We start from the raw sequence: 22,106 nt of genomic DNA, 5'->3' as shown, positions 1-22,106 counted from the left end.
TTAGTCCCGGGCAGAGACTTGAGCCATCCAAACGGAGGGCAACAAGATGAAAGGTCAACATGAAATCCATGGCGCTGAAAAACATTCGGTTCACCTGATTTCCGATCTGTTGCACAAGGTCGGCCGCTGGTACGAGCTGCACCGTGAGCGCGAAATGCTGGCGAGCATGAGTGATGAAGCGTTGAAGGACATCGGCTTGAGTCGTGCTGACGTCGCTCACGAAGCAGAACTGCACTTCTGGCAAGACCCGATGGGCAATGGAAAGTAGGCTCGACACCCCATGAAATGTCCCGACACTACCCCGTCATCCCGGCGAAGGCCCGGGCTGACGGGGTTGTCGCGAGCCCGAAACAGATGGACATAGAGCTTTGCTGGAGCCTGTTTTTACACTGGCCGAAGATCCTCTCCCCAACATCGAGGAGTGGTGTCATGGAACGACGAAGCATTGAAGGAATACGCGCGAGGCATGGCGTGCGAACTGCACTCCACAGGCTCCGAGAGCCAGTCTGGGCAGCGATCACACGACTGCAGCGCTGGCGCCAACTGAGCAGGGATCGCAGCGAGCTGGCGCAATTGAGCGATGACTGCCTGCGCGATATTGGCTTGAGTCGAGCCGATGTCCGCCGGGAGGCGACTCGCCCGTTCTGGGATGATCCACTCAAGCGATGAGACGTGGCCATTGGCGTTTTCCCCGCCTGCCGCTAAGGTGGGGAGAGCCTTGCCGATGAGCCTTCAGATGCCTGCTTCCCTGTCTTTTTCCTTGAAACAAGCCAGACGCCTGGCGCTGGCCGCCCAGGGTTTTGCCGGGCGCCAGTCGCCAGCGTCGGTCAAGCCTGCCGCGATCAACCGCTTGATCGAGCGCCTGGGCATTTTGCAGATCGACTCGGTCAATGCACTGGTGCGCTCGCACTACCTGCCGCTGTTTTCCCGGCTTGGGCATTATTCAGCCGACTTGCTCGACCGGGCGGCCTGGAGCCAGGGGCGACACCGTACCTTGTTCGAGTACTGGGGGCATGAAGCGTCCCTGCTGCCCTTGTCGCTGTACCCGCTGATGCGCTGGCGCATGGGGCGGGCCAGCCGTGGCGAAGACATTTATCAACAACTGGCGCGTTTCGGTCGCGAACAGCAGGACACCGTGCGCCGGGTGCTGGCCTGCGTTGAAGAGCGCGGTGCGTTGGGTGCCGGCAGCCTGTCGACCCGCCAGGAACGGGCAGGGCCCTGGTGGGACTGGAGCGCGGAAAAGCATGCGCTGGAATGGTTGTTCGCCGCCGGCGAGGTGACAGTGGCGGGCAGGCGTGGCTTCGAACGGCTTTATGACCTGCCGGAGCGGGTCATTCCTTCGCAGGTTCTGGCACAGCCGCTGCTCAATGAAGCCGAGGCCCAGCGCGGTTTGCTGCTGCATGCCGCGACAGCCTTGGGCGTGGGTACCGAGAAGGACTTGCGCGACTACTTCCGTCTGAATCCTGCCGACAGTCGTCCGCGTCTGGCGGAGTTGGTCGAGGCGCGCGAGTTGCTCATCTGCGAAGTCCAGGGCTGGAAGCAACCGGCCTATTGCCTGCCCGGGCCCAAGGTGCCGCGCAAGGTCGAGGCCAGCGCGTTGCTGTCACCTTTTGATTCGCTGATCTGGGAGCGCAGCCGTACCGAGCGCCTGTTCGATTTTCGCTACCGGCTGGAGATCTACACGCCGCCGGACAAGCGGGTCTATGGCTATTACGTGCTGCCGTTTCTTCACAATGAGCGGATTGCCGCGCGGGTCGATCTGCGTGCCGAGCGGGCTGCCGGGCGATTGGCGGTGCATGCCGTGCATGAGGAGGAGGCGGGGCTGGATGATGAGGGAATGTTGGCGTTGGCTGTGAATCTGCGACGGATGGCGGATTGGTTGGGGCTGGAGCGGGTGCAGTTGAGTTGCCCTAGGGCGAGCGCGTACAGGTTGCGGGTGGCATTGGCACAGATAGAGGGATGAATGATCTGGCCCAATCGCCAGCAGGCTGGCTCCCACATTGGACCTGTGTCGTACACAAAACCCATGTGGGAGCCAGCCTGCTGGCGATAGCGGTACATCAGGTGATCAAAAACTACCGCCGAACTTGCTTCAAAGTTTCAGCAATCAAAAACGCCAGCTCCAGCGACTGATCGGCATTCATCCGCGGGTCGCAATGGGTGTGGTAGCGATCCGACAAACCGTCCTCGGTGATCGGCCGCGCACCACCGATGCACTCGGTGACGTTCTGCCCGGTCATCTCGATGTGGATGCCGCCGGCGTAACTGCCTTCGGCTTCGTGGACCTGGAAGAACTGCTTCACTTCGCCAAGGATCTGCGCGAAGTCGCGGGTCTTGTAGCCGCTGCTGGCCTTGATGGTGTTGCCGTGCATCGGGTCGGAACTCCACAGCACCTGTCGGCCTTCACGCTGCACGGCGCGGATCAGCTGTGGCAAATGATCGCCGACCTTGTTCGCGCCCATCCGTGCGATCAGGTTCAGGCGACCGGGATCGTTGTCGGGGTTGAGCACGTCGATCAGGCGGATCAGGTCTTCGGGGTTCATGCTCGGGCCGACCTTGACCCCGATCGGATTGTTCACCCCGCGCAGGAATTCGACATGCGCGCCGTCGAGCTGGCGGGTGCGGTCGCCGATCCACAGCATGTGCGCCGAACAGTCGTAATAATCGTTGGTCAGGCTGTCGCGACGAACGAAGGCTTCCTCATAATTGAGCAGCAGCGCTTCGTGGGCGGTAAAGAAACTGGTTTCGCGCAGTTGTGGCGAGCTGTCCATGCCACAGGCGCGCATGAACGCCAGGGTTTCATCGATGCGGTCGGCCAGGTGGCTGTACTTTTCCGCCAGGGCCGAGTTGGCAATGAAATCGAGGTTCCACTTGTGTACCTGGTGCAGGTCGGCAAACCCGCCCTGGGCGAAAGCGCGCAGCAGGTTCAGAGTGGCGGTGGACTGGTGGTAGGACTGCAGCAGGCGTTCCGGGTCCGGCACGCGGCTCTTTTCATCGAAACCGATGCCGTTGACGATATCGCCACGGTAGGCCGGCAGTGTCACGCCGTCGATGGTCTCGTCATTGGCCGAACGAGGCTTGGCGAACTGTCCGGCCATGCGTCCGACCTTGACCACCGGGCAACCGGCCGCGAACGTCATGACAATGGCCATTTGCAGCAGCACCTTGAAGGTGTCGCGGATCTTCGCGGCGGAAAACTCGGCGAAACTTTCGGCGCAGTCGCCGCCCTGCAGCAAGAACGCGCGCCCCTGGGTCACTTCGGCAAACTGACGGCGCAATTCCCGGGCTTCCCCGGCAAACACCAGCGGCGGGTAGCTGGCCAGGGTCTGCTCGACGTGCTGCAGATGCGCCGCGTCGGGGTATTGGGGTTGTTGCTGGATCGGCAGGGCGCGCCAGCTGTCAGGGCTCCAGGGTTGGCTCATCATGATCTCTAGTGTTTTCCGCTCGGACGTCCATGTTATCAGCAATTAGTGCGTGACCTGTTCCCGTCGCTTCGCCGACAATCGCGCCTTTGCCGCTTCCGCTGCGGTTTATCGCGTTGCTGTTTGCCCAAGAAGGCCCGGTGACGATCAGGAGACGAAATGACTGAGGAGCGCGTCGAGCATCTGCTCGCCGAGGTGCAGGACGAATTTGGCGTGATCCGCGTGCTGGAAGTGGCCGATTACCGTTTTCTCGAATTCGGTGATGCCATCGAGCAAAGTTGCGTGTTCACCGCTGATCCGAGCTGGCTCGAGTACGACTATACCCGGGCGATGCTGATTGGCGCGCTGTGCCATGAACAGCCGGAAAGCGCGCTGTTCCTGGGGCTCGGTGCCGGCACGCTGACCCAGGCCTGCCTCAAGTTCCTGCCGCTGGAAGATGTCGAAGCCATCGAGCTGCGCCCGGATGTGCCGCGCCTGGCGATCGAATACCTGGGGCTGGTCGATGATCCGCGCCTGTATATCCGCGTGGGCGATGCCCTGGAGCTGCTCGACACCGCTGAACCTGCCGACCTGATTTTCGTCGACCTGTATACCGACGTCGGTCCGGGTGTCGGGCACCTGGCCTGGTCGTTCCTGGAAAACTGCCAGAAACGCCTGAATCCGGGAGGCTGGCTGGTGATCAACCAATGGGCCACCGACGATGGCAAGCCACTGGGCGCTGCGTTGCTGCGCGGGCTTTATCACCGACATTACTGGGAGCTGCCGGTGAAGGAGGGCAACGTGATCCTGATCGTGCCATCGGAACTGGATCAGGTGCTGGACATGGAGGCCCTGACCGCGCGGGCCGAAGCGCTGGCGCCGCGGTTGGGGTATTCGTTGCAGGCGTTGATCAAGGCGATTCGCCCGGCGACATGAAGATCACCTGTAGGAGCTGCCGCAGGCTGCGATCTTTTGATTTTAAAGATCAAAAGATCGCAGCCTGCGGCAGCTCCTACACGGATTTTCAGCAACCTTTGAAAATGCCGGGCCGCCGCTCAACCAGCGACCGCACACCTTCCTGCGCATCCTCGCTGGTCAGCAACTTCTTCACCAGCGTCGGCAGCCCTCGCGCCGCGGCGGTCTCGCCCTCGTAGCGGGCCTGCCGGGCAGACAGCAACGTTGCCTGGACCCCCAGCGGCGCCTGCCGGGCAATGCGCTCGGCCAGTTCAATCGCTCGCGGCAGCAAATCCTCGCTGGCCATGACTTCCTGCACCAACCCCAGGTGCAGCGCATCATGGGCATCGAACTCGTCGCCCGTGAGCATCCAGCGCATGGCGTTGCCCCAGCCAGCCACCTGATGCAGGCGCAACGTGGCCCCGCCGAAGGGGAAGATGCCGCGCTGCACTTCCATCTGCGCGAAGCGGGTGTTGCTGGCACACAGGTTGATATCGGCGGCCAGCATCAATTCGATGCCGATGGTCAGGCAGTAGCCCTGGGCGGCGACGATCACCGGTTTGTTGACCCTGGGCCCGGCGAAAACTCCCCACGGGTCGCAGCCGCCGGGCGGGGCTTGCCAGCCTTCGGTCAGCGCCGCGCTGGCACTGACCAGGTCCAGGCCGGCGGTAAAATGTTCGCCATGACCGAAGACCACGGCCACCCGTGCATCGATGTCGGCTTCGAACTCGCCGTAGGCCAGGCTCAGCTCGTTGAGAAGGTCGAGATCGAAGGCGTTGCGCTTGGCGACCCGGTCCAGTCCGATCATCAGGACATGACCGCGCTTTTCACGGCTCACGCGGCTGGTATTGAGCTCTTTCATGCGGCATTTCCTCGAGCGGGAGATGGGCGCGCAGACCCGGGGTTTGTGGCGGGTGGGTGAACCGTTTTAGCGTCATCGCCCGCAGGGCAGGGCCTTTGAAAAGTAGACGCTGGCGCGATTATCCGCAAAGCCTGTGACAGAACGCCTTATATGGGAGTTTTGCGATAAAAAAAGCTCCCTTTTTCGGCAAATTCCGGTATAGTGCGCGCCGGCCTTTAGCCGGGCCGCGTTTAGGTGGCGCAATTCCCCGAAGTCATATTCGGTTGCACGTTCGCCCAGCGAACTCTTCCTGAACGATTCTTTTTCATTCATTCGTTTTCGCAAATCCCCGCCGACAAAGCTGCCAGGGCGACTCTTGAGTCTCAACACGGCATGCGCAGCTTTGGAGCATGGGTCTTTGCGGATGCACTTAGAGGCAGACCCATGACCCAGGAAATCGGCGGCTTCGCCGCTCTTGAACTTCACCCTAATATTGTCGCTGCAGTAGTCGCTACCGGCTATGAAGAGCCTTCGGCCATTCAGCAGCAGTCGATCCCGATCATTCTCGCCGGTCACGATATGATTGGCCAGGCGCAAACCGGTACCGGTAAAACCGCTGCCTTTGCCCTGCCTATCCTGCACCGCATTGATCCGTCCAAGCGCGAGCCGCAAGCTCTGATCCTGGCCCCAACTCGTGAGTTGGCGCTACAAGTTGCAACCGCTTTCGAAACCTACGCCAAGCAAATGCCGGGCGTAACTGTTGTGGCTGTCTACGGCGGCGCGCCGATGGGCCCACAATTGAAAGCAATCCGTAATGGCGCACAGATCGTTGTCGCCACTCCGGGCCGTCTGTGCGACCACCTGCGTCGCGACGAAAAAGTACTGGCGACCGTGAACCACCTGGTTCTCGACGAAGCTGACGAAATGCTCAAGCTGGGCTTCATGGACGACCTGGAAGTCATCTTCAAGGCCATGCCGGAAACCCGTCAGACCGTATTGTTCTCGGCCACCTTGCCGCAATCGATCCGTGCCATCGCTGAGCGCCACCTGCGCGATCCGAAGCACGTGAAGATCCAGAGCAAGACCCAGACCGTTACCGCGATCGAGCAGGCTCACCTGCTGGTTCACGCTGACCAGAAGACTTCTGCCGTTCTCAGCTTGCTGGAAGTGGAAGACTTCGACGCCCTGATCATGTTCGTGCGCACCAAGCAAGCGACCCTGGACCTGGCCAGTGCCCTGGAAGCCAAAGGCTACAAAGCCGCTGCGCTGAACGGTGACATTGCCCAGAACCAGCGTGAGCGCGTGATCGACTCCCTCAAGGATGGCCGTCTGGACATCGTTGTGGCGACCGACGTTGCTGCTCGTGGCCTGGACGTTCCGCGCATCACTCACGTGTTCAACGTTGACATGCCGTACGATCCGGAATCCTACGTTCACCGTATCGGCCGTACCGGCCGTGCTGGTCGCGAAGGTCGTGCGCTGCTGCTGGTGACTCCACGTGAGCGCCGCATGCTGCAAGTGATCGAGCGTGTAACCGGTCAGAAGGTTGCTGAAGTTCGCCTGCCGGACGCTCAAGCCGTTCTGGATGCGCGCATCAAGAAGCTGACCAACAGCCTGTCGCCGCTGGTGGCTGAAGCCGAATCGACCCACGGTGATCTGCTCGATCGCCTGACCGCCGACATCGGTTGCAGCCCGCGTGCCTTGGCCGCAGCCCTGCTGCGCAAGGCTACCAACGGTCAAGCGCTGAACCTGGCCGCCATCGAGAAAGAACGTCCACTGGTGCCGAACAACGCACCGCGTGGCGATCGTCCAGAGCGTTCCGGTGATCGTCCAGAGCGTGGTGACCGCGAGCGTCGCGCACCGATGCCACTGGGCGAAGGCCGTGCTCGTTGCCGTACCGCGCTGGGTGCGCGTGATGGTATCGCTGCCAAGAACCTGCTGGGCGCCATCCTCAACGAAGGTGGTCTGGCCCGTGAAGCCATCGGTCGCATCCAGGTGCGTGACAGCTTCAGCCTCGTCGAGCTGCCGGAAGATGGTCTGGAGAAGTTGCTGACCAAGCTGAAGGACACTCGCGTTGCCGGCAAGCAGTTGAAGCTGCGTCGCTACCGCGAAGATTGATCCGCCCTCGGGCTGATTGATCGAACATAAAAAATCCCCGACTGGTTCGGGGATTTTTTTGGCCTGCGTTTAACTGTTTAACCCTTTTCTTCACCGCCGCCCGCCGTCACCACATGGATGCTCATGCGCGGTGTGGCCAGGTCCAGTCCGGCTTCATCCAGATGTCGTTTGAGCGACAGGTTGAATGCCCGTGAAACTTCCCACTGCTTGATCGGGGCGGTCTTGAACCGGGCCCGCAGGATCGCATTGCCGGACTCGAAACTCTCCACGCCCTGAAACTCCAGGGGCGACCAGATATTGCGCCGCTGCAGCGGGTCGGTACGCATTTTCTGGCCGACGTCGCGCATCAGCTTGATCGCGTTGTCGATGTCCATGTTGGCAGGCACCGCGACCCGGAAGATCGCGTAGCCGAATTCCCGGGAGTAGTTCTTGATGCTCTTGATTTCGCTGAACGGAATGGTGTGGACGATGCCGTCGATGTCCCGCAGGCGCACGGTACGAATGGTCAGGCCCTCGACGGTACCCAGGTGGCCGCCGACGTCCACGTAGTCGTCGATGGCCAGGGAGTCTTCGATGATGATGAACAGCCCGGTGATCAGGTCGGCCACCAGCGATTGCGCGCCAAAACCGATGGCCAGGCCGATCACACCGGCACCGGCCAGCAGTGGCGTGACGTTCATGCCCATGTTCGCCAGGGCGACGATCAGCGCGACGATGAAGATCGCCACGAACAGCACGTTGCGGATCAGCGGCATCATGGTCTGTGCGCGGGCGTTGGCCAGGCCTTTGCGCGAGCGCGTGAGGGCGTGATGCACGGCGGTGTCGCTGAGGATCCAGATCAGCCAGGCAAAGATCAGCGTGCCGACCAGGCTGAACAGTTTGACGCTGACCTCATGGCCTTCGCCTTCGGTGAAGCTGATCAATGACATGCCCCAGACCCGCAGGCCCAGCTCGATGAATGCCAGCCAGACCAGCAGATGGGCCAGGGTATAGAAGAAGTTTTTCAGGCGTTCCGAGTACAGGGCATGACGCTTCGCCCCGCGTTGCGGCTTGAGGGCGTGACGGCGTACCAGGCCATTGATGACCATGCACAACACCAGCAACACGGTGCAGATCAGCGACTGGCGCAGCGCGGTGCTGGTGTCGCCGGCCGAGACGAAGGTGGCGAACAGGGAAATCCCCACCAGCACCAGCGCCGGTACGTACCAGAAGGTGCCGAGAATATCGATGGTGTCGCTGAGGGCACGGCGGGTCAGGCGCCGGGACAGCGGCTGGTTGCGGATCAAGTGGGCAATCGGGCGGCGGAACCGCAGGATGAACAACCCCGTGGACAATGCGGCCAATACGTTGGCCACCGTCGCCGCGGTATGTGCCAGGTGCACGCCAAGGCTTTCCACCAGGCGCGGGTCGTTCAAGGCTTCACCGAAAGCGGCGAAACTGCCGATCAGCCACAGCGGCCGGAAGGCCTGGTGCCGCAGGATGTACAGGGCGCGGTGACGGTGCGGGCCGTCGAGCAGGGAAAAGGCAATCACGCAGATCGCCGAGAAACAGGTGCCGACCACCAGCGCATACGCCAGCACCATGGCCAGGCTTTTACCGAGTGACGAGGGTAGGGCGTAGCTCATGTAGACGGTGATGACCAGCGCGATTAGCCACGGCCCCAGCTTGCGCAGGGCGAAACGTAGCATGTCCAGGGCCCTGGGGTGTTGCGGCAGTTCTTCGGTCAGGCCAAAGCGCATGCGCACTCGATGACTGACCCAGATCAGCGCCGCCGCCAGCAGGCTCCAGACCATCAGGATCATGGCAAAGGCGAAGATGATCGGCAGCCACTCGTTGGCCGGCAGTATCAGCGCGGTCAATTCATCCTTGGCCAGGTCGAACTCGCTGGACCAGCGATTGAGCGGGCTGTCGACGCCGGAAAACTGCTTTTCGAAGCTGGCCAGGGTTCCACCAATCAGGCCCAGTACGCCTTCCTCGGCGACCGGCTGGGCTTTTTTTGTGGCGTCGCGCAGCTTCTTCAGATCCGCCAGCAGCTTGCTGCGCTGCTGATCGTTCTCCAGCGACTTGATGACTTCATCCAGGGATTGCCCGAGGGGTTCCTGCGCCTCGGGTTGGGTTTTTGCCGGGCTGCCAAGCAGGCTCGGCAGCCCGACGGCCTGGGCAGGCGCTGACGGCATCAGCGTCATCAGGCAGATAAGGAAAAGGCACGGCAGGGCGAATAGACGAGCGAACACTAGGCGGTCAACCTCGAAATGGGCAGATCGACCGAGTGTACGAGCCCGTCTGGACCAATGCGAGCCGGGGTGGGGATTTATTCGTTGAGTTTGGCGAGGATCTTGAAGATCACCGTGGCGAGGATCAGCAGCATGCCGAGCCACATGGCGAGCACGCCCGCGTTCTTGTCGCGAAAGTTGAAACCGACTGCCAGCATGATCATCCCGATGAGAATGGGGATGAGCATGCCGTGGAACGAGGACATCGTGATCATGGCGACTGCCTTGTCAAAAGGGATAGTTAAAGTCTAGGTGGATTATCTACGATCCGTGTAGGAGCTGCCGCAGGCTCGGGCCGCGTTCGGACGATCTTTTGATTTTTAAAGTCAAAAGATCGCAGCCTGCGGCAGCTCCTACAGGAACCTACGGCAATTCGCGGCAGGCGTAGAACGCGCTCAGCACCTTGACCAGATGCGCCAGGTCATGGCTGCCGCACAGTTCGCGGATCGAATGCATGGCGAAGGTCGGCAGGCCGATGTCCACGGTACGCACGCCCAGGTGGCTGGCGGTGATCGGCCCGATGGTCGAGCCGCAACCCATGTCACTGCGCACCACGAAGCTCTGTACCGGCACTTCTTCGGCCATGCACAGGTGACGGAAGAACCCGGCGGTTTCGCTGTTGGTGGCGTAGCGCTGGTTGCTGTTGACCTTGATCACGGGGCCGGCGTTGAGTTTCGGGCCGTGATTGGCATCGTGTTTGTCGGCGTAGTTGGGGTGCACGCCGTGGGCGTTGTCGGCCGAGACCAGCAGGGATTTCTGGATGGTGCGCACGAATTCGTCGCCTTCGGGCAGCAGGCGCCGCAACGTCTGCTCCAGCATCGGGCCGTCGGCGCCACAGGCCGAGCACGAACCGACTTCCTCATGGTCATTGCAGACCAGCACGCAGGTTTCGTCGGTATCGGTGGTCAGCAGTGCTTGCAGGCCGGCATAACAGGACAGCAGGTTGTCCAGGCGCGCACCGGCAATGAAATCACCATGCAGGCCGATGACCGCCGCGCTTTGGGTGTCGTAGAAGCTCAGTTCGTAATCCAGCACGACGTCGGCGTTCAGGCCGTGTTCGCGGGCCAGCTGGTCGGTGAGCACGGCACGGAAATCCACGCGCTCGTCACCGGCGAATTGCGCCAGTACCGGTGGCAGCTCGGTCTGGGCATTGATCGCCCAACCCATGTTGGCTTCACGATTGAGGTGAATGGCCAGGTTGGGGATGATCGCGATCGGCGCCTTGAAGTCGATCAGCTGGCTTTCGACCTTGCCGTCACGACGGAAGGTCACGCGGCCGGCCAGGGACAGGTCGCGGTCGAACCAGGGGGCCAGCAGGGCGCCGCCATAGACTTCGACGCCCAATTGCCAGAAACCCTGGCGTTGCAGTTCCGGCTGAGGCTTGACCCGCAGGCATGGGCTGTCGGTATGGGCGCCAACCAGGCGAATGCCACCGTGCAGCGGCGAGTGCCGGCCCATCTTGATCGCGACGATCGACGAGTCGTTGCGGGTGACGTAGTAGCGTCCATTGGCCTCGGTGTTCCATGGCTCGCGTTCGTCCAGGCGTTGGAAGCCCGCCGCTTCCAGGCGCTGAACAAGGCTGGCGGTAGCGTGGAACGGGGTAGGGGAGGCCTTGAGGAAATCAATCAGGCCTTGGTTCAACTCTTCGCGCATAAGTAGCTCCAGACAGCAATGGCGCCAGTTTAACGTATTGGCCCGGCGCATTGGGCAAGAGCTTTCAGCGCCGAGCCCGCCAAGCCGTCAATGATTCATCCGCTCGCGCAGGTAGGCAATGATGGTTTGTTCGTCCGAAGACTTGGTTGGCCGGGGCAGGTGTTTCGGCCAGCGACCCTTTTCCGTGCCGAAGAACCTTTGCTGTTGGTCTTCTTCCCAGCGCAGGATCTCCCGGGAAGCGGACTCCCACCACTCATGGCGGCACACTTCGTAATACGGATGATCAGGCGCCGCGCTGCCATACAGCAGGTCACGACCGACCTTTTTCACGCTCTTGTGCTTGTTGCGCAGTTTCCACTTGATGCGCAGGCGGTTCCAGGGTGAGGGCACGGGTTTGCAGCGCGGGACCTCAGTGCACAAGGCTGGGAGCTCTGGGCGGAACTGCTCGCCATGGCGGCTGAAAAAATGCTTCTGCATGGCGTGGAAGAAGCGTTTTTCAGCGAAGTAGTGATAAACGAATTTCTTCGCCTCCTGAACGGGCTGGTTGCGCATGGCGAACGACAGGGCGATCTGCTCGATGGTATGGATGTCGAAAGAGCCCTGGGTCCATTCATCAATCAGGCGGATCGATTTTTCCAGCAGGGGCGTATCGCTGTCAGTGACACCGCACAGCCCGCTGTTATACAGCTTGAAACTATTGTCGGAGGAGATGCCATGAGCTTGCAGGCAACGCCCGAGTTTGACGTAGTCGGGGCGTTCGCAGACGTAGCTCCAGTCGTACTCGAAACGGTCCATGACGTAGCGCCCGGGCCCGATCCGTTCGAAGACGCGATGGGGCGATTCGAGGAACAGCGTGTCGGTGTCGACGAACAGGGTCTTCTGTGCAAGCTTCAGCCCTTGGGCGATAGCACAGGCCTTGCGCCGGTGGTGATAGCCGTTTTCACCCTGCCATTGGGCCAGGGTCTGCTCGTCCAGGGCGATGGTGTCGACCGGCCAGCCAGCATAATCCTCGGGACGATCGGTCATGACCCTGATGCACAGCGACTCACCCCGTTTGAGCTGTGCCAGGGCGGTGAGCATGCTGAACTTGGCTTCGCGCCGGTAGACATCCTGGTTGCCATAGATGAGGTAGAGCAACTGGTGCGGTGTTTTTTCCAGGGGGGTCAGCGCTTCGCGCATAAGTAGCTCCAGGCAACAGAGACGCAAGTTTACCGTATTGGCCTGGGGCAATGCAGGTGCACTGTTGACTGGAAGTATTTGCGCCGCGAATGGCCTGGTGCGGCTGTCAGCCGGTGATCAGTCTGCCGCTGAGGAAGACTTCACGTCGCTGTTTACGCCCGACATGCTCATGTTTGCTCGGGTGATAAGCCTCATCGAACTGTTCTCGCGAAAGACCGGGGAGCGCCTGGATGTATTCACCAACCAAGTGGTCATAGTCGGCTTCGGTAATCAGCTTGTAGATCTCGCGGTGATAGAAGAACCCCAGCTGAAAGCCGAGTGTCGCACTGGAGTGAGGGGTGCGCTCGGCAAAACAGTTTTCGAAGTCTATGGCTTTCAGCGGTTTTTGCGACGTTTCGGGGACCATGATATTGCCGGCCCAGAAGTCCATGTGCGTGATGTTCTTTCGGGACAGCGAGCTGAGCAGTTCGAACGCGTTCAAAATGAAAGTTTCGACCTGGTCCGGGTTGCGTCTAAGCCACTGCATGCCGTCGATGTGCTTATCGAGCAGGTGCGTGAGGATGAAGTATTCGCGGGTCAGGCCCAGCCGATCCCGTGTATAGCCATAACCCTCCAGCGCGGGCATTGAAACGCCGCGGCGTTGGGCTTCCCGGGTGTTCACCAACTCCTCCAGTGGCCAGTCGAATCGACCATTGCGCTGCGGTTTACCTAGGGTGACGCGTACTTTTGCCTTGAATGTATCCAATGGCTGGACCTTGGCAAACAAAGGTGTGGGACCAGAGGCCAGCGGCGCACTCGCGCGTGTGAGCTTGTTGGTTTTGCGTTTTTTTATGAGTTGTTCAAGCGCCTGTTGTGCTTCGACGCTGGGCGGACGACTCAGGTGCAGGGTGGTGTTGCCGGATACAAAGGTGATGGGGTAGTCGGATTGAAGCTTTTTACTGCTAAGCACGGGGGCTTCCTGCCTGCTGTCTGATTGCCATCATTTTACGATTTATTACATTTTTATGACAATGTTTTCACCAAATTTCCATATCTGGGTACTTGTAACGAGAAATGAAAACGCCCTTCGGAGGAAGGGCGTTTTCAATGAGCTCGAGGGTTCATTGGCTCAAAAAGGCGCAGGGCACTCGAAGCGCAGTCGCTCACCGCTTTGAGGGTGAGTGAAGCTGAGCATGCTCGCGTGCAGGCACAGTCGTGGCCAGGCGGCCAGGGCTTGCTCATGGGCGTAGAGTCCGTCGCCCAGCAGCGGGTGACCGATCGACAGCATGTGCACGCGCAATTGGTGCGAGCGTCCGGTGATCGGTGTGAGTTCGACGCGGCACCAATCGCCACAGCGCTCCAGCACTCGCCAGAAGGTCAGGGCGTGTTTGCCGAATTCATGGTCCACCACGTGGCGTGGCTTGGTCGGGGGGTCGTAGCGCAGCGGCAGGTCGATGCTGCCACTGTCGAGCTCCGGCTGACCCCAGCACAAGGCGGTGTAGGCCTTTTCGGTTTCGCGGTCGTGAAATTGTCGAGACAGTTCACGGTGCGTGTCGGGATCGCGGGCCAGCAGGATAATGCCGGACGTTTCCCAATCCAGGCGATGGACGATTCGCGCTTCCGGGTAGCCGTTTTCCTGCAGGCGGGTAATCAGGCAGTCCTTGTTGTCGTCGGCCCGACCGGGCACCGAGAGCAACAGGGTGGGTTTGTTGACCACCAGGACAGCGGCGTCCTCATGGATGATGTGGATATTGGACAGCGGCATCAAACAGCCTCGTAACAAACGCCAACGGCGGTTCAGGCCCAACAGGATACCTGATGGGCCTGAACCGCCGTGGCTCCAGCCGGATCGACTCAGCGATCTGGCAGGGTGATATTGAGTTCCAGAATCGAGCAGCTGCCCTGGCTTTCCAGTGCGACATGCACGTCATCGGACCCGATATTGACGTACTTGCGAATCACCTCCACCAGTTCCTTCTGCAAGGCCGGCAGGTAGTCCGGGGTGCTGCGTTGGCCGCGTTCGTGCGCCACGATGATCTGTAGACGCTCTTTCGCTACCGACGCGGTGCTTTGCTTTTTGTTGGCACGAAAGAAGTCAAAAAGGTTCATTGTTTAATTGCCTCCAAACAGGCGCTCGAAGAATCCCTTCTTCTGTACATCGAGGAAACGATGTTCCACGGTTTTACCCAGCAGGCGGTCTACGGTGTCGCTGTAGGCCTGGCCGGCATCGCTCTGGTCGTCGAGAATCACCGGAACGCCCTGGTTGGATGCCTTGAGCACCGCCTGGGATTCAGGGATCACGCCGAGCAGGGCCACCGAGAGGATTTCCTTGACGTCTTCGACGCCGAGCATTTCACCCTTGCTCACGCGCTCTGGATGGTAACGGGTAATCAGCAGGTGTTCCTTGATCGGGTCTTCGCCGCGCTCGGCACGGCGCGACTTGCTGGCCAGCAGGCCGAGCATGCGGTCGGAGTCACGCACCGAGGACACTTCCGGGTTGGTCACGACGATCGCTTCGTCAGCGAAGTACATGGCCAGGTGGGCGCCTTTTTCGATACCCGCCGGGGAGTCGCAGACCACGAACTCGAAGTCTTCCTTGAGTTGCATCAGGACTTTTTCTACGCCTTCGACGGTCAGCGCGTCTTTGTCGCGGGTCTGGCTGGCTGCCAGCACGTAGAGGTTTTCCAGGCGTTTGTCTTTGATCAGGGCCTGTTGCAGGTTGGCTTCGCCGTTGACCACGTTGACGAAGTCATACACCACGCGGCGCTCGCAACCCATGATCAGGTCGAGGTTACGCAAACCGACGTCGAAGTCGACGATGACTGTTTTGTGACCGCGCAGAGCGAGGCCGGTACCGATAGCGGCGCTGGTGGTGGTCTTACCCACACCACCCTTGCCGGATGTAACCACGAGAATCTTGGCCAAGGTGTTTCACCCCTAAGGAAAAAGGACTTTTAGCCCCTGAAAAACATCTCTTGAAAAACTACAGCAGTTGGACAGCCTTGGCTGGAATGGGCCGCAAATGGCGTTTACCCCCGGTAAACACTGTTTGTAGCCGGTTTCCTACTTCGTTTGAGCCGTTTTCGCTACGTTTTAGAGATGCTTGGAAAATGCGGCAGTATCCGTTAAAGCCGAATGATGTTCAACACGTCGCCTGACAGGCTGACCTGCACGCCCGAACCCCACAACGGGTCGCGGCGCAGATCTTCGGAAACCTTGTAATGACCGGCGATGGAGATCAGTTCAGCGCTCATTTGCTGGCAGAAAATCCGTGCCTTGGTGTCGCCTTTGACGCCGGCCAGCACACGACCGCGCATCGGGCCGTATACATGGATGTTCCCATCGGCGAGAAGTTCCGCCCCCGGGCTGACCGAGGAGATCACCACCAGGTCGCTGCCCTGGGCATAGATCTGCTGGCCACCACGTACTGGCGAAGTGATGATTTTCGTCGGCTTGATGCTCGGTTCCGCGGGTTTTTCCGGCTTTTTCGCCACGACGCCTTCGTTCAGGTCCAGCGCCCGTTCACGGGCTCCGGATGGCGGCAGCACCGGCAGGTCGACCGCAATGGCGGCCGCGATGTCTTCGATGCGGCTGGCGCGGATCGCCAGGGTACGCAGGCCATGCTGGCGGCAAACGCGCATCAGGCCGGGCAGATCGACGGCGCCGCCATTGGCCGGGAGCTTGTCCAGGGCCAGTACCAACGGCGCGTTGCTGAAGAAGTTCGGCGCCTGGGCAACCTTGGCGGCCAGTTGCCGATCGAGGCCCTCAAGGTCATTGCGGGCCAGTTCCAGCACGGTAATGGCGAGCATGCTGCCCTTCAGCTGGAACACGGGATCTTGGTCTAGCGGTTCGGTTTGGCTCATGTTCGGCATACAACGACTTGTCACTAAAAGTGCCCAGACTTATAACGAGAACGCCGGCGAGCCGCAAGCCGGGTCGAACGATGTAGAATGCGCGGCCATCGTCTTTTCGGAACCTTTAATGGATCGCCCGCGTTTTCGAACAACCTTTCTGATGCCGCGTTTCTGGCCGCTCTGGTGCGGCCTGGGGCTGTTATGGCTGATTGTCCAGCTGCCGTACCCTGCATTGCTGTGGATCGGCCGGGTCCTGGGTGCCTTGATGTATCGGGCAGCGGCCGACCGGCGGCGCATTGCCAAGCGCAATCTCGAGCTGTGCTTCCCGGAAAAATCCGCGGCCGAGCGCAAGCGTCTGCTCAAGGAAAACTTCGCTTCCACCGGTATCGCCTTCTTTGAAATGGCGATGAGCTGGTGGTGGTCGCGTGAGCGGCTGGCGAAACTGGCACATATCGAAGGCCTGGAGCACCTGAAGAATGCCCAGCGTGACGGCAAGGGCGTGATCCTGATGGCCGTGCACTTCACCACGCTGGAAATCGGTGCCGCGCTGCTCGGCCAGCAGCACACCATCGACGGCATGTACCGCGAACACAAGAACCCGCTGTTCGACTATGTGCAGCGTCGCGGTCGCGAGCGGCACAATCTGGATTCCCTGGCGGTGGAGCGCGAGGACGTGCGCGGCATGCTCAAGTTGCTGCGTGCCGGCCGGGCGATCTGGTACGCACCGGACCAGGATTATGGCGCCAAGCAAAGCATTTTCGTGCCGTTGTTCGGCATCCAGGCCGCCACTGTCACCGCCACCAGCAAGTTCGCGCGACTCGGCAAGGCGCTGGTGGTGCCGTTCACCCAGGAACGCCTGGCGGACGGCAGTGGTTATCGCCTGGTGATTCACCCGCCGCTCGAAGGCTTCCCAGGTGAAACCGAGGAAGCGGACTGCCTGCGCATCAACCAGTGGATCGAAGGCGTCTTGCGTGACTGCCCGGAGCAATACCTCTGGGCTCATCGCCGTTTCAAGAGCCGGCCGCCCGGTGAACCGAAGCTGTACGCAAAACGCGGCTGAACGGCCGATCCCGACCTGCACCATGGAGCGTTGCGATGAGTCCTGCTGAACCGGTCACAGGGTTGATTCTTTCCGGCGGCGGGGCTCGGGCGGCGTATCAGGTGGGTGTGCTGGCGGCGATTGCCGAGTTGCTGCCCTTGGGCGCGGACAATCCTTTTCCGGTGATTGTCGGCACCTCCGCCGGGGCTATCAATGCGGTCAGCCTGGCCAGCGGGGCGATGGATTTTCGCGCGGCCATCGAGCGCCTGACGGCATTCTGGCAGGGGTTTCGCAGTCACCAAGTGTTGCGCAGCGACTGGCCGGGCGTGATCAGCCAGGCCACCCGGTTCGTCAGTCACAGTTTGTTGGGCCTTGGCGCGCAGGTGCCGGTGGCGTTGCTCGACAGCTCGCCGTTGCGCGGATTGCTCGACGACATATTACCGATGAACGGCATCGCCGAAGCCATCGCCCAAAGACAGTTGCACGCGGTTGCCGTCACGGCCTTCGGCTATGAGTCCGGCCAGGCTGTCACCTTCTACCAGGGTGGCGGCACCATCGACGCCTGGTTGCGCCATCGCCGCATCGGCATTCCCACCCAATTGTCCGTCGACCATTTGCTCGCCAGTTCGGCCATTCCGCTGCTGTTCGCCCCGGTGAAAATCGGCGAGGAGTATTTCGGCGACGGCGCGGTACGCCAATCGGCTCCCATCAGCCCGGCGTTGCACCTGGGCGCCAGTCGAGTGCTGGTGGTGGGGGTCAGTGGCAACCCGCGGGGCATCGATCCCGAGCAACCGCTGCAGCGCGCCTGGTCCGGGCAGCAACCGACCCTGGCGCAGATTGGCGGGCACATGCTCAACAGTACCTTCATCGACAGCCTGGAAAGCGACATCGAGTTGCTGCGGCGTTTGAATCAGTTCAGCCACCTCCTGCCCGACGGCACACCTACCCGTGCGCTTGGCGTGGCACCGGTAGAGGTGCTGGTGATTTCACCGAGTCAACCGATCGACGAAATTGCCGCCCGCCATCGCCAGGAATTGCCGGCGGCGCTGCGCCTGTTCCTGCGCGGGCCGGGGGCGACCAAAACCAGTGGGGCAGGGGTGTTGAGTTATCTGCTGTTCGAGGCGGGGTATTGCAGCGAATTGATTGATCTGGGGCGGCGGGATGCGTTGGCCAAGCGCGATGAACTTTGCCGGTTTATGGGGTTGGCGTGATAACGCAAAAGATCGCAGCCTGCGGCAACTCCTACGTTGGAATGCGTTTCCCTGTAGGAGCTGGCGGAGCCTGCGATCTTTTGATTTTAAATCAGAAGTGCACCTTGACCAGGAAGCTGGTCACGCTCTGATCCGTCTTGAAACCCTGGCTGTCTTCGATACCGTACTTGTTTTTCCAGTAGTCATACTCGACACCGACGTACAACTGCTTGGCGCCCAGGTTCAGCGCCTTGCCCAGGTCGTATTTGACCTGTGGGTTGAAGTGCAGGTTGGCGTGGTATTCGCCTTTGTCGTTCACGTCGTTGTCGACGACCCAGTCCATGAAGCCGTCGATCAGCACGTCCGAGTCGCCCACCGGGATGGTGTAGGACCATGCCGGAGTGATCTGCCAGACATCGTCACCCGGGCGGTCGCCTTCGGTGTGACGGTTGTAGAAGTTCAGCTGGAAGTAGTCGAAGCCGGGGATCGCCAGGTCGAAACCCGGGCCGATCAGGTACGACTCGGTGTCGTCTTCGCCGAACTCATAGGTCATGGCCAGCAGCACGTCCTTGATCGGGCCGAATTCCAGTTTCTGGTCGAAGATCTTGTTGAACGACAGGCGCGGGCTGAATTCGCCGTAGTGGGTGTTCTCGCCCGCGAAAGAGTCTTCCTTGCCGTTGTAGAAAATCTTGTCGATGAAGAAGAAGTTGTCGCCGTATTTCCAGCCGTCGGCGTGCTCGAAGGTCACGGTCTGCTGGATGCGCGGGTTGACCTGGAAGTCCTTGCCATACAGATAGGTCAGGCTGTTGTTCTGCCACTGCAGCAAGTCGCCGGCCATGGCCTGACCCCCCGCCAGCAATGATCCCGCCAGCATCAGGCTAGTGCACGTACGTTTCATTCGGTTGCTCCCAAAAAGTAGTGGTTCCGCGTTATTTTTTTAAGGTCGACGCTCTGGTGTGGCGCCTTTTTCTGTAGCTGCAAAAAATCATCCATTCGGTCAGCTTTAGTGCTGTTAGCAAGAGCTGCGCCAAGGCTTTCAGAAAACCAAAAAACTCCCGCTCGGCTGCTCAAAAACAGTCGATTGAGAGTGGTTTGGGGATGCCTTGGTACCGTCCAGGGCCGGGATAAGTTGGCTTTCTGGTCAGGAATTAAATCCGGGCTTTTTTTTAAAGCGGATTCAGGCGGCCGCGGAGAATACTGACTCCTCGGCCAGGTCTCAAGTGCCCCGCAACGGCGCACCGACGACAGGTGTGGGGCACGGTTGCGGGTCATCTTAGAAATGCACCTTCACCAGCAGGCTGGTGGTGTTTTCATTGGTGTCGAGGTTGCCGTTGTTTTCGATGCCGTACTTGTCTTTCCAGTAGCTGTATTCGACGCCGACGTACACCTGTTTTTCCCGCCAGCCAAGGGTTTTGCCCAGGTCGTACTTGATCTGCGGGTTGAAGTGCACGTTGGCGTGATAGGTGCCGTGGGCGTTCTGGTCGTTGTCCACCACCCAGTCCAGGTAACCGTCGATCAACAGGCTCGAATTGCCCAATGGAACGGTGTAGGACCAAGCTGGTGAGATCTGCCAGACATCGTCGCCGGGGCGCGAGCCTTCGGTCTGGCGGTTATAGAAGTTCAGGGTGAAATAGTTGAAGCCCGGCATCGCTAGGTCGAAACCGGGGCCGATCAGGTAGGCCTCGGTGTCGTCTTCGCCGTTCTCGTAGGTCATGGCCAGCAGCACGTCCTTGATCGGGCCGAATTCGAAACGGCGGTCGAGGATCTTGCCCAGGGAGAGGCGCGGGCTGAACTCGCCGTAATAGGCGTGAACGCCTTTGTTGCGGTCTTGCTCGCCGTTGTAGTAGGTGCTGTCGATGAACATGAAGTTGTCGCCGTACTTCCAGCGGTCGGCGTGCTCGAACGTCACCGTCTGCTGGATCGACGGGTTGACCGCGAAATCCTTGCCGTACAGATAGCTCAGGCTGTTGGTTTGCCACAGCAGCAAATCGCCGGCCATGGCTTGAGTGGCGGCCAAAAGACCGCCCGCCAACAACAGGTTTGTCTGGGTACGAATCATCTGTTGCTCCCTCTTTTTCTTATTTTCAAGGCGCAGAAACACCCTACCTGTAGGAGCTGGCTTGCCAGCGAAGAGGCCATAAGATCCAACATCAATCTCGCCTGGCACTCCGCTTTCGCCGGCAAGCCGGCTCCTACAGGGGGGGTGTGCTTCTGACTTAGTGGGCGTGGCAGTCGTTGATGGCCGCGCGTTCGGCGCCGCCAAGGATGTTGAACAGCAGGTTCAGCGTCAGGGCACTGAGCGTGGCCATGGCGATACCGCTGTGGGTGATCGGGCTCATCCACAGGGGCAGGTGGGCGAAGAATTCCGGACGCACCACCGGGATCAGGCCCATGCCGATGCTCACCGCCACCAGCAACTGGTTGCGTCGGTCACCGATATCGGCTTCCTGGAGGATCTTGATCCCGGTGGCGGCGACCATGCCGAACATCGCGATCGCCGCGCCGCCCAGCACCGCCGGTGGGATCGAAGCTACCAGGAACGCGGCCTTGGGCAGCAGGCTGAGGACGATCAGCAAACCGCCGGCGACGATGGTCACCGAACGGCAACGCACACCGGTCATCTGCACCAGGCCGATGTTCTGCGCGAAGGAGGAGTGGGTGAAGGTGTTGAAGAAGCCGGCGAAGAACGAGGCGCCGGCGTCGCACAGCAGGCCACGGCGCAGCATGCGCGGGCAGACTTCCTGGCCGGTGATCTTGCCCAGGGCGAGGAACATCCCGGTGGATTCGACGAAAATGATCACCACCACCAGGCACATCGACAGGATGGGTGCGAGTTCGAATTTCGGCATGCCGAAGTGCAGCGGCGTGACGAATTGCAGCCATGGCGCCTGGGCCATGCCGCTGAGGTCGACCATGCCCAGCACGCCACAGAGCACGTAACCCAGGCACATGCCGATCAGCACCGAAATATTGACCCAGAACCCGCGCATGAAGCGGTGCACCAGCAGGATGGTGCCCAGCACCAGCGCGGCGATGGTCAGGTAGATCGGTGAACCGAATTGAGCGGCATCGGCGCCGCCGCCGGCCCAGTTCACGGCCACGGGGAACAGCGACAAACCGATCGAGGTGATGACCGTGCCGGTCACCAGAGGAGGGAAGAAGCGCACGACCTTGGACATGAACGGCGCAATGAGCATGCCGAAGAACCCGGCGGCGATGGTCGCACCGAAGATCCCCTGCAGGCCGATACCGGGCATGCCGGCCATGGCGACCATGCTGCCGACGGCGGCGAAACTGGCGCCCATCATCACCGGCATGCGAATGCCCATGGGGCCGATACCGAGTGACTGGACGATGGTGGCGATGCCGGCGACCAGCAGGTCGGCGTTGATCAGGAAGGCGATTTCTTCACGACTCAGGCCAGCGGCCTGTCCGATGATCAGCGGCACCGCGATGGCGCCACCGTACATCAGCAGAACATGTTGCAAACCGACCAGGATCAGTTGCAAGAGGGGCAAACGCTGAATGGCGGGTGCGTCGGGGATGCGTGCTGGGGAGAGCTCGGACATGCAACACCTCGGATCATTTTTATTCTTGTGATTTTGTGCATCAGGGGGACCGCGTT

The 22,106-nt window shown here is 60.7% G+C and carries 22 protein-coding genes; 7 read left to right on the top strand and 15 right to left on the bottom strand.

Annotated features, from left to right (window positions below; genetic code table 11):
• Positions 1–46 precede the first annotated feature (46 nt).
• From DKB71_RS23300 to DKB71_RS23290, 3 genes are all read left to right on the top strand, one after another.
• A complete protein-coding gene (locus DKB71_RS23300) occupies positions 47–268 on the top strand; it encodes a DUF1127 domain-containing protein (RefSeq protein WP_274075379.1) in 222 nt (73 codons plus the stop codon).
• Between the two features lie 161 nt (positions 269–429).
• Positions 430–669, top strand: coding sequence for a DUF1127 domain-containing protein (locus DKB71_RS23295; protein ID WP_408597690.1), 240 nt, complete (start codon positions 430–432; stop codon positions 667–669).
• A gap of 67 nt (positions 670–736) precedes the next feature.
• On the top strand, positions 737–1,963 hold the full coding sequence (locus DKB71_RS23290) for a winged helix-turn-helix domain-containing protein (RefSeq protein WP_408597688.1): 1,227 nt from the start codon (positions 737–739) through the stop codon (positions 1,961–1,963).
• 112 nt (positions 1,964–2,075) lie between these two features.
• On the opposite strand, the gene DKB71_RS23285 is transcribed toward DKB71_RS23290, so the two are convergent.
• The gene (locus DKB71_RS23285) at positions 2,076–3,422 is read right to left on the bottom strand and encodes a class II 3-deoxy-7-phosphoheptulonate synthase (protein WP_110749138.1); all 1,347 of its coding nucleotides are present in this window, start codon (positions 3,420–3,422) and stop codon (positions 2,076–2,078) included.
• 159 nt (positions 3,423–3,581) lie between these two features.
• On the opposite strand from DKB71_RS23285, the gene DKB71_RS23280 reads away from it, so the two are divergent.
• Positions 3,582–4,337 carry a spermidine synthase gene (locus DKB71_RS23280; protein ID WP_408597686.1) on the top strand — a complete coding sequence of 252 codons (756 nt, stop codon included), beginning with the start codon at positions 3,582–3,584 and terminating at the stop codon, positions 4,335–4,337.
• 88 nt (positions 4,338–4,425) lie between these two features.
• On the opposite strand, the gene DKB71_RS23275 is transcribed toward DKB71_RS23280, so the two are convergent.
• Positions 4,426–5,217 (bottom strand): crotonase/enoyl-CoA hydratase family protein, encoded by a 792-nt coding sequence (locus DKB71_RS23275; protein WP_406592579.1) that lies wholly within the window; start codon positions 5,215–5,217, stop codon positions 4,426–4,428.
• Between the two features lie 423 nt (positions 5,218–5,640).
• Here DKB71_RS23275 and DKB71_RS23270 point away from each other — a divergent pair, with 423 nt between their 5' ends.
• A complete protein-coding gene (locus DKB71_RS23270) occupies positions 5,641–7,314 on the top strand; it encodes a DEAD/DEAH box helicase (protein WP_007973525.1) in 1,674 nt (557 codons plus the stop codon).
• 77 nt (positions 7,315–7,391) lie between these two features.
• Here the strand turns inward: DKB71_RS23270 and DKB71_RS23265 are convergent, their stop codons facing one another.
• The 9 genes from DKB71_RS23265 to minC form a co-directional block, all read right to left on the bottom strand.
• Positions 7,392–9,548, bottom strand: coding sequence for a mechanosensitive ion channel domain-containing protein (locus DKB71_RS23265; RefSeq protein ID WP_408597683.1), 2,157 nt, complete (start codon positions 9,546–9,548; stop codon positions 7,392–7,394).
• 77 nt (positions 9,549–9,625) lie between these two features.
• Complete coding sequence (locus DKB71_RS23260; protein WP_274075372.1) at positions 9,626–9,802, bottom strand: hypothetical protein; 177 nt, start codon at positions 9,800–9,802, stop codon at positions 9,626–9,628.
• A gap of 148 nt (positions 9,803–9,950) precedes the next feature.
• The gene (locus DKB71_RS23255) at positions 9,951–11,240 is read right to left on the bottom strand and encodes a M18 family aminopeptidase (RefSeq protein WP_046817960.1); all 1,290 of its coding nucleotides are present in this window, start codon (positions 11,238–11,240) and stop codon (positions 9,951–9,953) included.
• An 87-nt stretch (positions 11,241–11,327) separates the two neighbouring features.
• Entirely contained in the window at positions 11,328–12,419 is a 1,092-nt protein-coding gene (locus DKB71_RS23250) for a hypothetical protein (protein WP_408597680.1), read from the bottom strand.
• Positions 12,420–12,525: 106 nt separating this feature from the next.
• Entirely contained in the window at positions 12,526–13,368 is an 843-nt protein-coding gene (locus DKB71_RS23245; protein ID WP_408597678.1) for a hypothetical protein, read from the bottom strand.
• Positions 13,369–13,527: 159 nt separating this feature from the next.
• On the bottom strand, positions 13,528–14,163 hold the full coding sequence (locus DKB71_RS23240; protein ID WP_020800410.1) for an RluA family pseudouridine synthase: 636 nt from the start codon (positions 14,161–14,163) through the stop codon (positions 13,528–13,530).
• Between the two features lie 89 nt (positions 14,164–14,252).
• Positions 14,253–14,507: a cell division topological specificity factor MinE gene (gene minE, locus DKB71_RS23235; protein ID WP_007974947.1), complete on the bottom strand. Its 255-nt coding sequence runs from the start codon at positions 14,505–14,507 to the stop codon at positions 14,253–14,255.
• Between the two features lie 3 nt (positions 14,508–14,510).
• A complete protein-coding gene (gene minD, locus DKB71_RS23230; RefSeq protein WP_008056976.1) occupies positions 14,511–15,323 on the bottom strand; it encodes a septum site-determining protein MinD in 813 nt (270 codons plus the stop codon).
• A gap of 200 nt (positions 15,324–15,523) precedes the next feature.
• On the bottom strand, positions 15,524–16,261 hold the full coding sequence (gene minC / locus DKB71_RS23225) for a septum site-determining protein MinC (protein ID WP_274075369.1): 738 nt from the start codon (positions 16,259–16,261) through the stop codon (positions 15,524–15,526).
• Between the two features lie 118 nt (positions 16,262–16,379).
• Here minC and DKB71_RS23220 point away from each other — a divergent pair, with 118 nt between their 5' ends.
• Both DKB71_RS23220 and DKB71_RS23215 read left to right on the top strand, forming a co-directional pair.
• Positions 16,380–17,312, top strand: a complete 933-nt coding sequence (locus DKB71_RS23220) for a lipid A biosynthesis lauroyl acyltransferase (protein ID WP_274075368.1) — start codon at positions 16,380–16,382, stop codon at positions 17,310–17,312.
• Positions 17,313–17,347: 35 nt separating this feature from the next.
• Entirely contained in the window at positions 17,348–18,502 is a 1,155-nt protein-coding gene (locus DKB71_RS23215) for a patatin-like phospholipase family protein (RefSeq protein ID WP_408597674.1), read from the top strand.
• 91 nt (positions 18,503–18,593) lie between these two features.
• On the opposite strand, the gene DKB71_RS23210 is transcribed toward DKB71_RS23215, so the two are convergent.
• From DKB71_RS23210 to DKB71_RS23195, 4 genes are all read right to left on the bottom strand, one after another.
• Complete coding sequence (locus tag DKB71_RS23210; RefSeq protein ID WP_046817966.1) at positions 18,594–19,379, bottom strand: outer membrane protein OmpK; 786 nt, start codon at positions 19,377–19,379, stop codon at positions 18,594–18,596.
• Positions 19,376–19,753: a hypothetical protein gene (locus tag DKB71_RS23205; protein ID WP_408597671.1), complete on the bottom strand. Its 378-nt coding sequence runs from the start codon at positions 19,751–19,753 to the stop codon at positions 19,376–19,378. The genes DKB71_RS23210 and DKB71_RS23205 overlap by 4 nt, the downstream gene beginning before the upstream one ends.
• A gap of 1 nt (position 19,754) precedes the next feature.
• Positions 19,755–20,540, bottom strand: a complete 786-nt coding sequence (locus DKB71_RS23200; RefSeq protein WP_408597669.1) for an outer membrane protein OmpK — start codon at positions 20,538–20,540, stop codon at positions 19,755–19,757.
• Positions 20,541–20,697: 157 nt separating this feature from the next.
• Positions 20,698–22,050: a nucleobase:cation symporter-2 family protein gene (locus DKB71_RS23195; RefSeq protein WP_323609180.1), complete on the bottom strand. Its 1,353-nt coding sequence runs from the start codon at positions 22,048–22,050 to the stop codon at positions 20,698–20,700.
• Positions 22,051–22,106: the final 56 nt, after the last annotated feature.

Origin of the sequence: Pseudomonas sp. PLMAX (genome assembly GCF_046042685.1) — a bacterium.
Taxonomy (GTDB): domain Bacteria; phylum Pseudomonadota; class Gammaproteobacteria; order Pseudomonadales; family Pseudomonadaceae; genus Aquipseudomonas; species Aquipseudomonas putida_AE.
This window is presented reverse-complemented; position numbering and strand designations above follow the sequence as displayed.

Excerpts from the sequence above, each read along its gene's own strand:
- minC (WP_274075369.1), bottom strand. The coding sequence starts at position 16,261 with ATGAGCCAAACCGAACCGCTAGACCAAGATCCCGTGTTCCAGCTGAAG.
- DKB71_RS23240 (WP_020800410.1), bottom strand. The coding sequence starts at position 14,163 with ATGCCGCTGTCCAATATCCACATCATCCATGAGGACGCCGCTGTCCTG.
- DKB71_RS23255 (WP_046817960.1), bottom strand. The coding sequence starts at position 11,240 with ATGCGCGAAGAGTTGAACCAAGGCCTGATTGATTTCCTCAAGGCCTCC.
- DKB71_RS23275 (WP_406592579.1), bottom strand. The coding sequence starts at position 5,217 with ATGAAAGAGCTCAATACCAGCCGCGTGAGCCGTGAAAAGCGCGGTCAT.
- DKB71_RS23280 (WP_408597686.1), top strand. The coding sequence starts at position 3,582 with ATGACTGAGGAGCGCGTCGAGCATCTGCTCGCCGAGGTGCAGGACGAA.
- DKB71_RS23300 (WP_274075379.1), top strand. The coding sequence starts at position 47 with ATGAAAGGTCAACATGAAATCCATGGCGCTGAAAAACATTCGGTTCAC.
- DKB71_RS23295 (WP_408597690.1), top strand. The coding sequence starts at position 430 with ATGGAACGACGAAGCATTGAAGGAATACGCGCGAGGCATGGCGTGCGA.
- DKB71_RS23285 (WP_110749138.1), bottom strand. The coding sequence starts at position 3,422 with ATGAGCCAACCCTGGAGCCCTGACAGCTGGCGCGCCCTGCCGATCCAG.
- minE (WP_007974947.1), bottom strand. The coding sequence starts at position 14,507 with ATGAACCTTTTTGACTTCTTTCGTGCCAACAAAAAGCAAAGCACCGCG.
- DKB71_RS23290 (WP_408597688.1), top strand. The coding sequence starts at position 737 with ATGCCTGCTTCCCTGTCTTTTTCCTTGAAACAAGCCAGACGCCTGGCG.
- DKB71_RS23260 (WP_274075372.1), bottom strand. The coding sequence starts at position 9,802 with ATGATCACGATGTCCTCGTTCCACGGCATGCTCATCCCCATTCTCATC.
- DKB71_RS23250 (WP_408597680.1), bottom strand. The coding sequence starts at position 12,419 with ATGCGCGAAGCGCTGACCCCCCTGGAAAAAACACCGCACCAGTTGCTC.
- DKB71_RS23215 (WP_408597674.1), top strand. The coding sequence starts at position 17,348 with ATGAGTCCTGCTGAACCGGTCACAGGGTTGATTCTTTCCGGCGGCGGG.
- DKB71_RS23195 (WP_323609180.1), bottom strand. The coding sequence starts at position 22,050 with ATGTCCGAGCTCTCCCCAGCACGCATCCCCGACGCACCCGCCATTCAG.
- DKB71_RS23205 (WP_408597671.1), bottom strand. The coding sequence starts at position 19,753 with ATGACCCGCAACCGTGCCCCACACCTGTCGTCGGTGCGCCGTTGCGGG.
- DKB71_RS23200 (WP_408597669.1), bottom strand. The coding sequence starts at position 20,540 with ATGATTCGTACCCAGACAAACCTGTTGTTGGCGGGCGGTCTTTTGGCC.
- DKB71_RS23220 (WP_274075368.1), top strand. The coding sequence starts at position 16,380 with ATGGATCGCCCGCGTTTTCGAACAACCTTTCTGATGCCGCGTTTCTGG.
- DKB71_RS23270 (WP_007973525.1), top strand. The coding sequence starts at position 5,641 with ATGACCCAGGAAATCGGCGGCTTCGCCGCTCTTGAACTTCACCCTAAT.
- DKB71_RS23210 (WP_046817966.1), bottom strand. The coding sequence starts at position 19,379 with ATGAAACGTACGTGCACTAGCCTGATGCTGGCGGGATCATTGCTGGCG.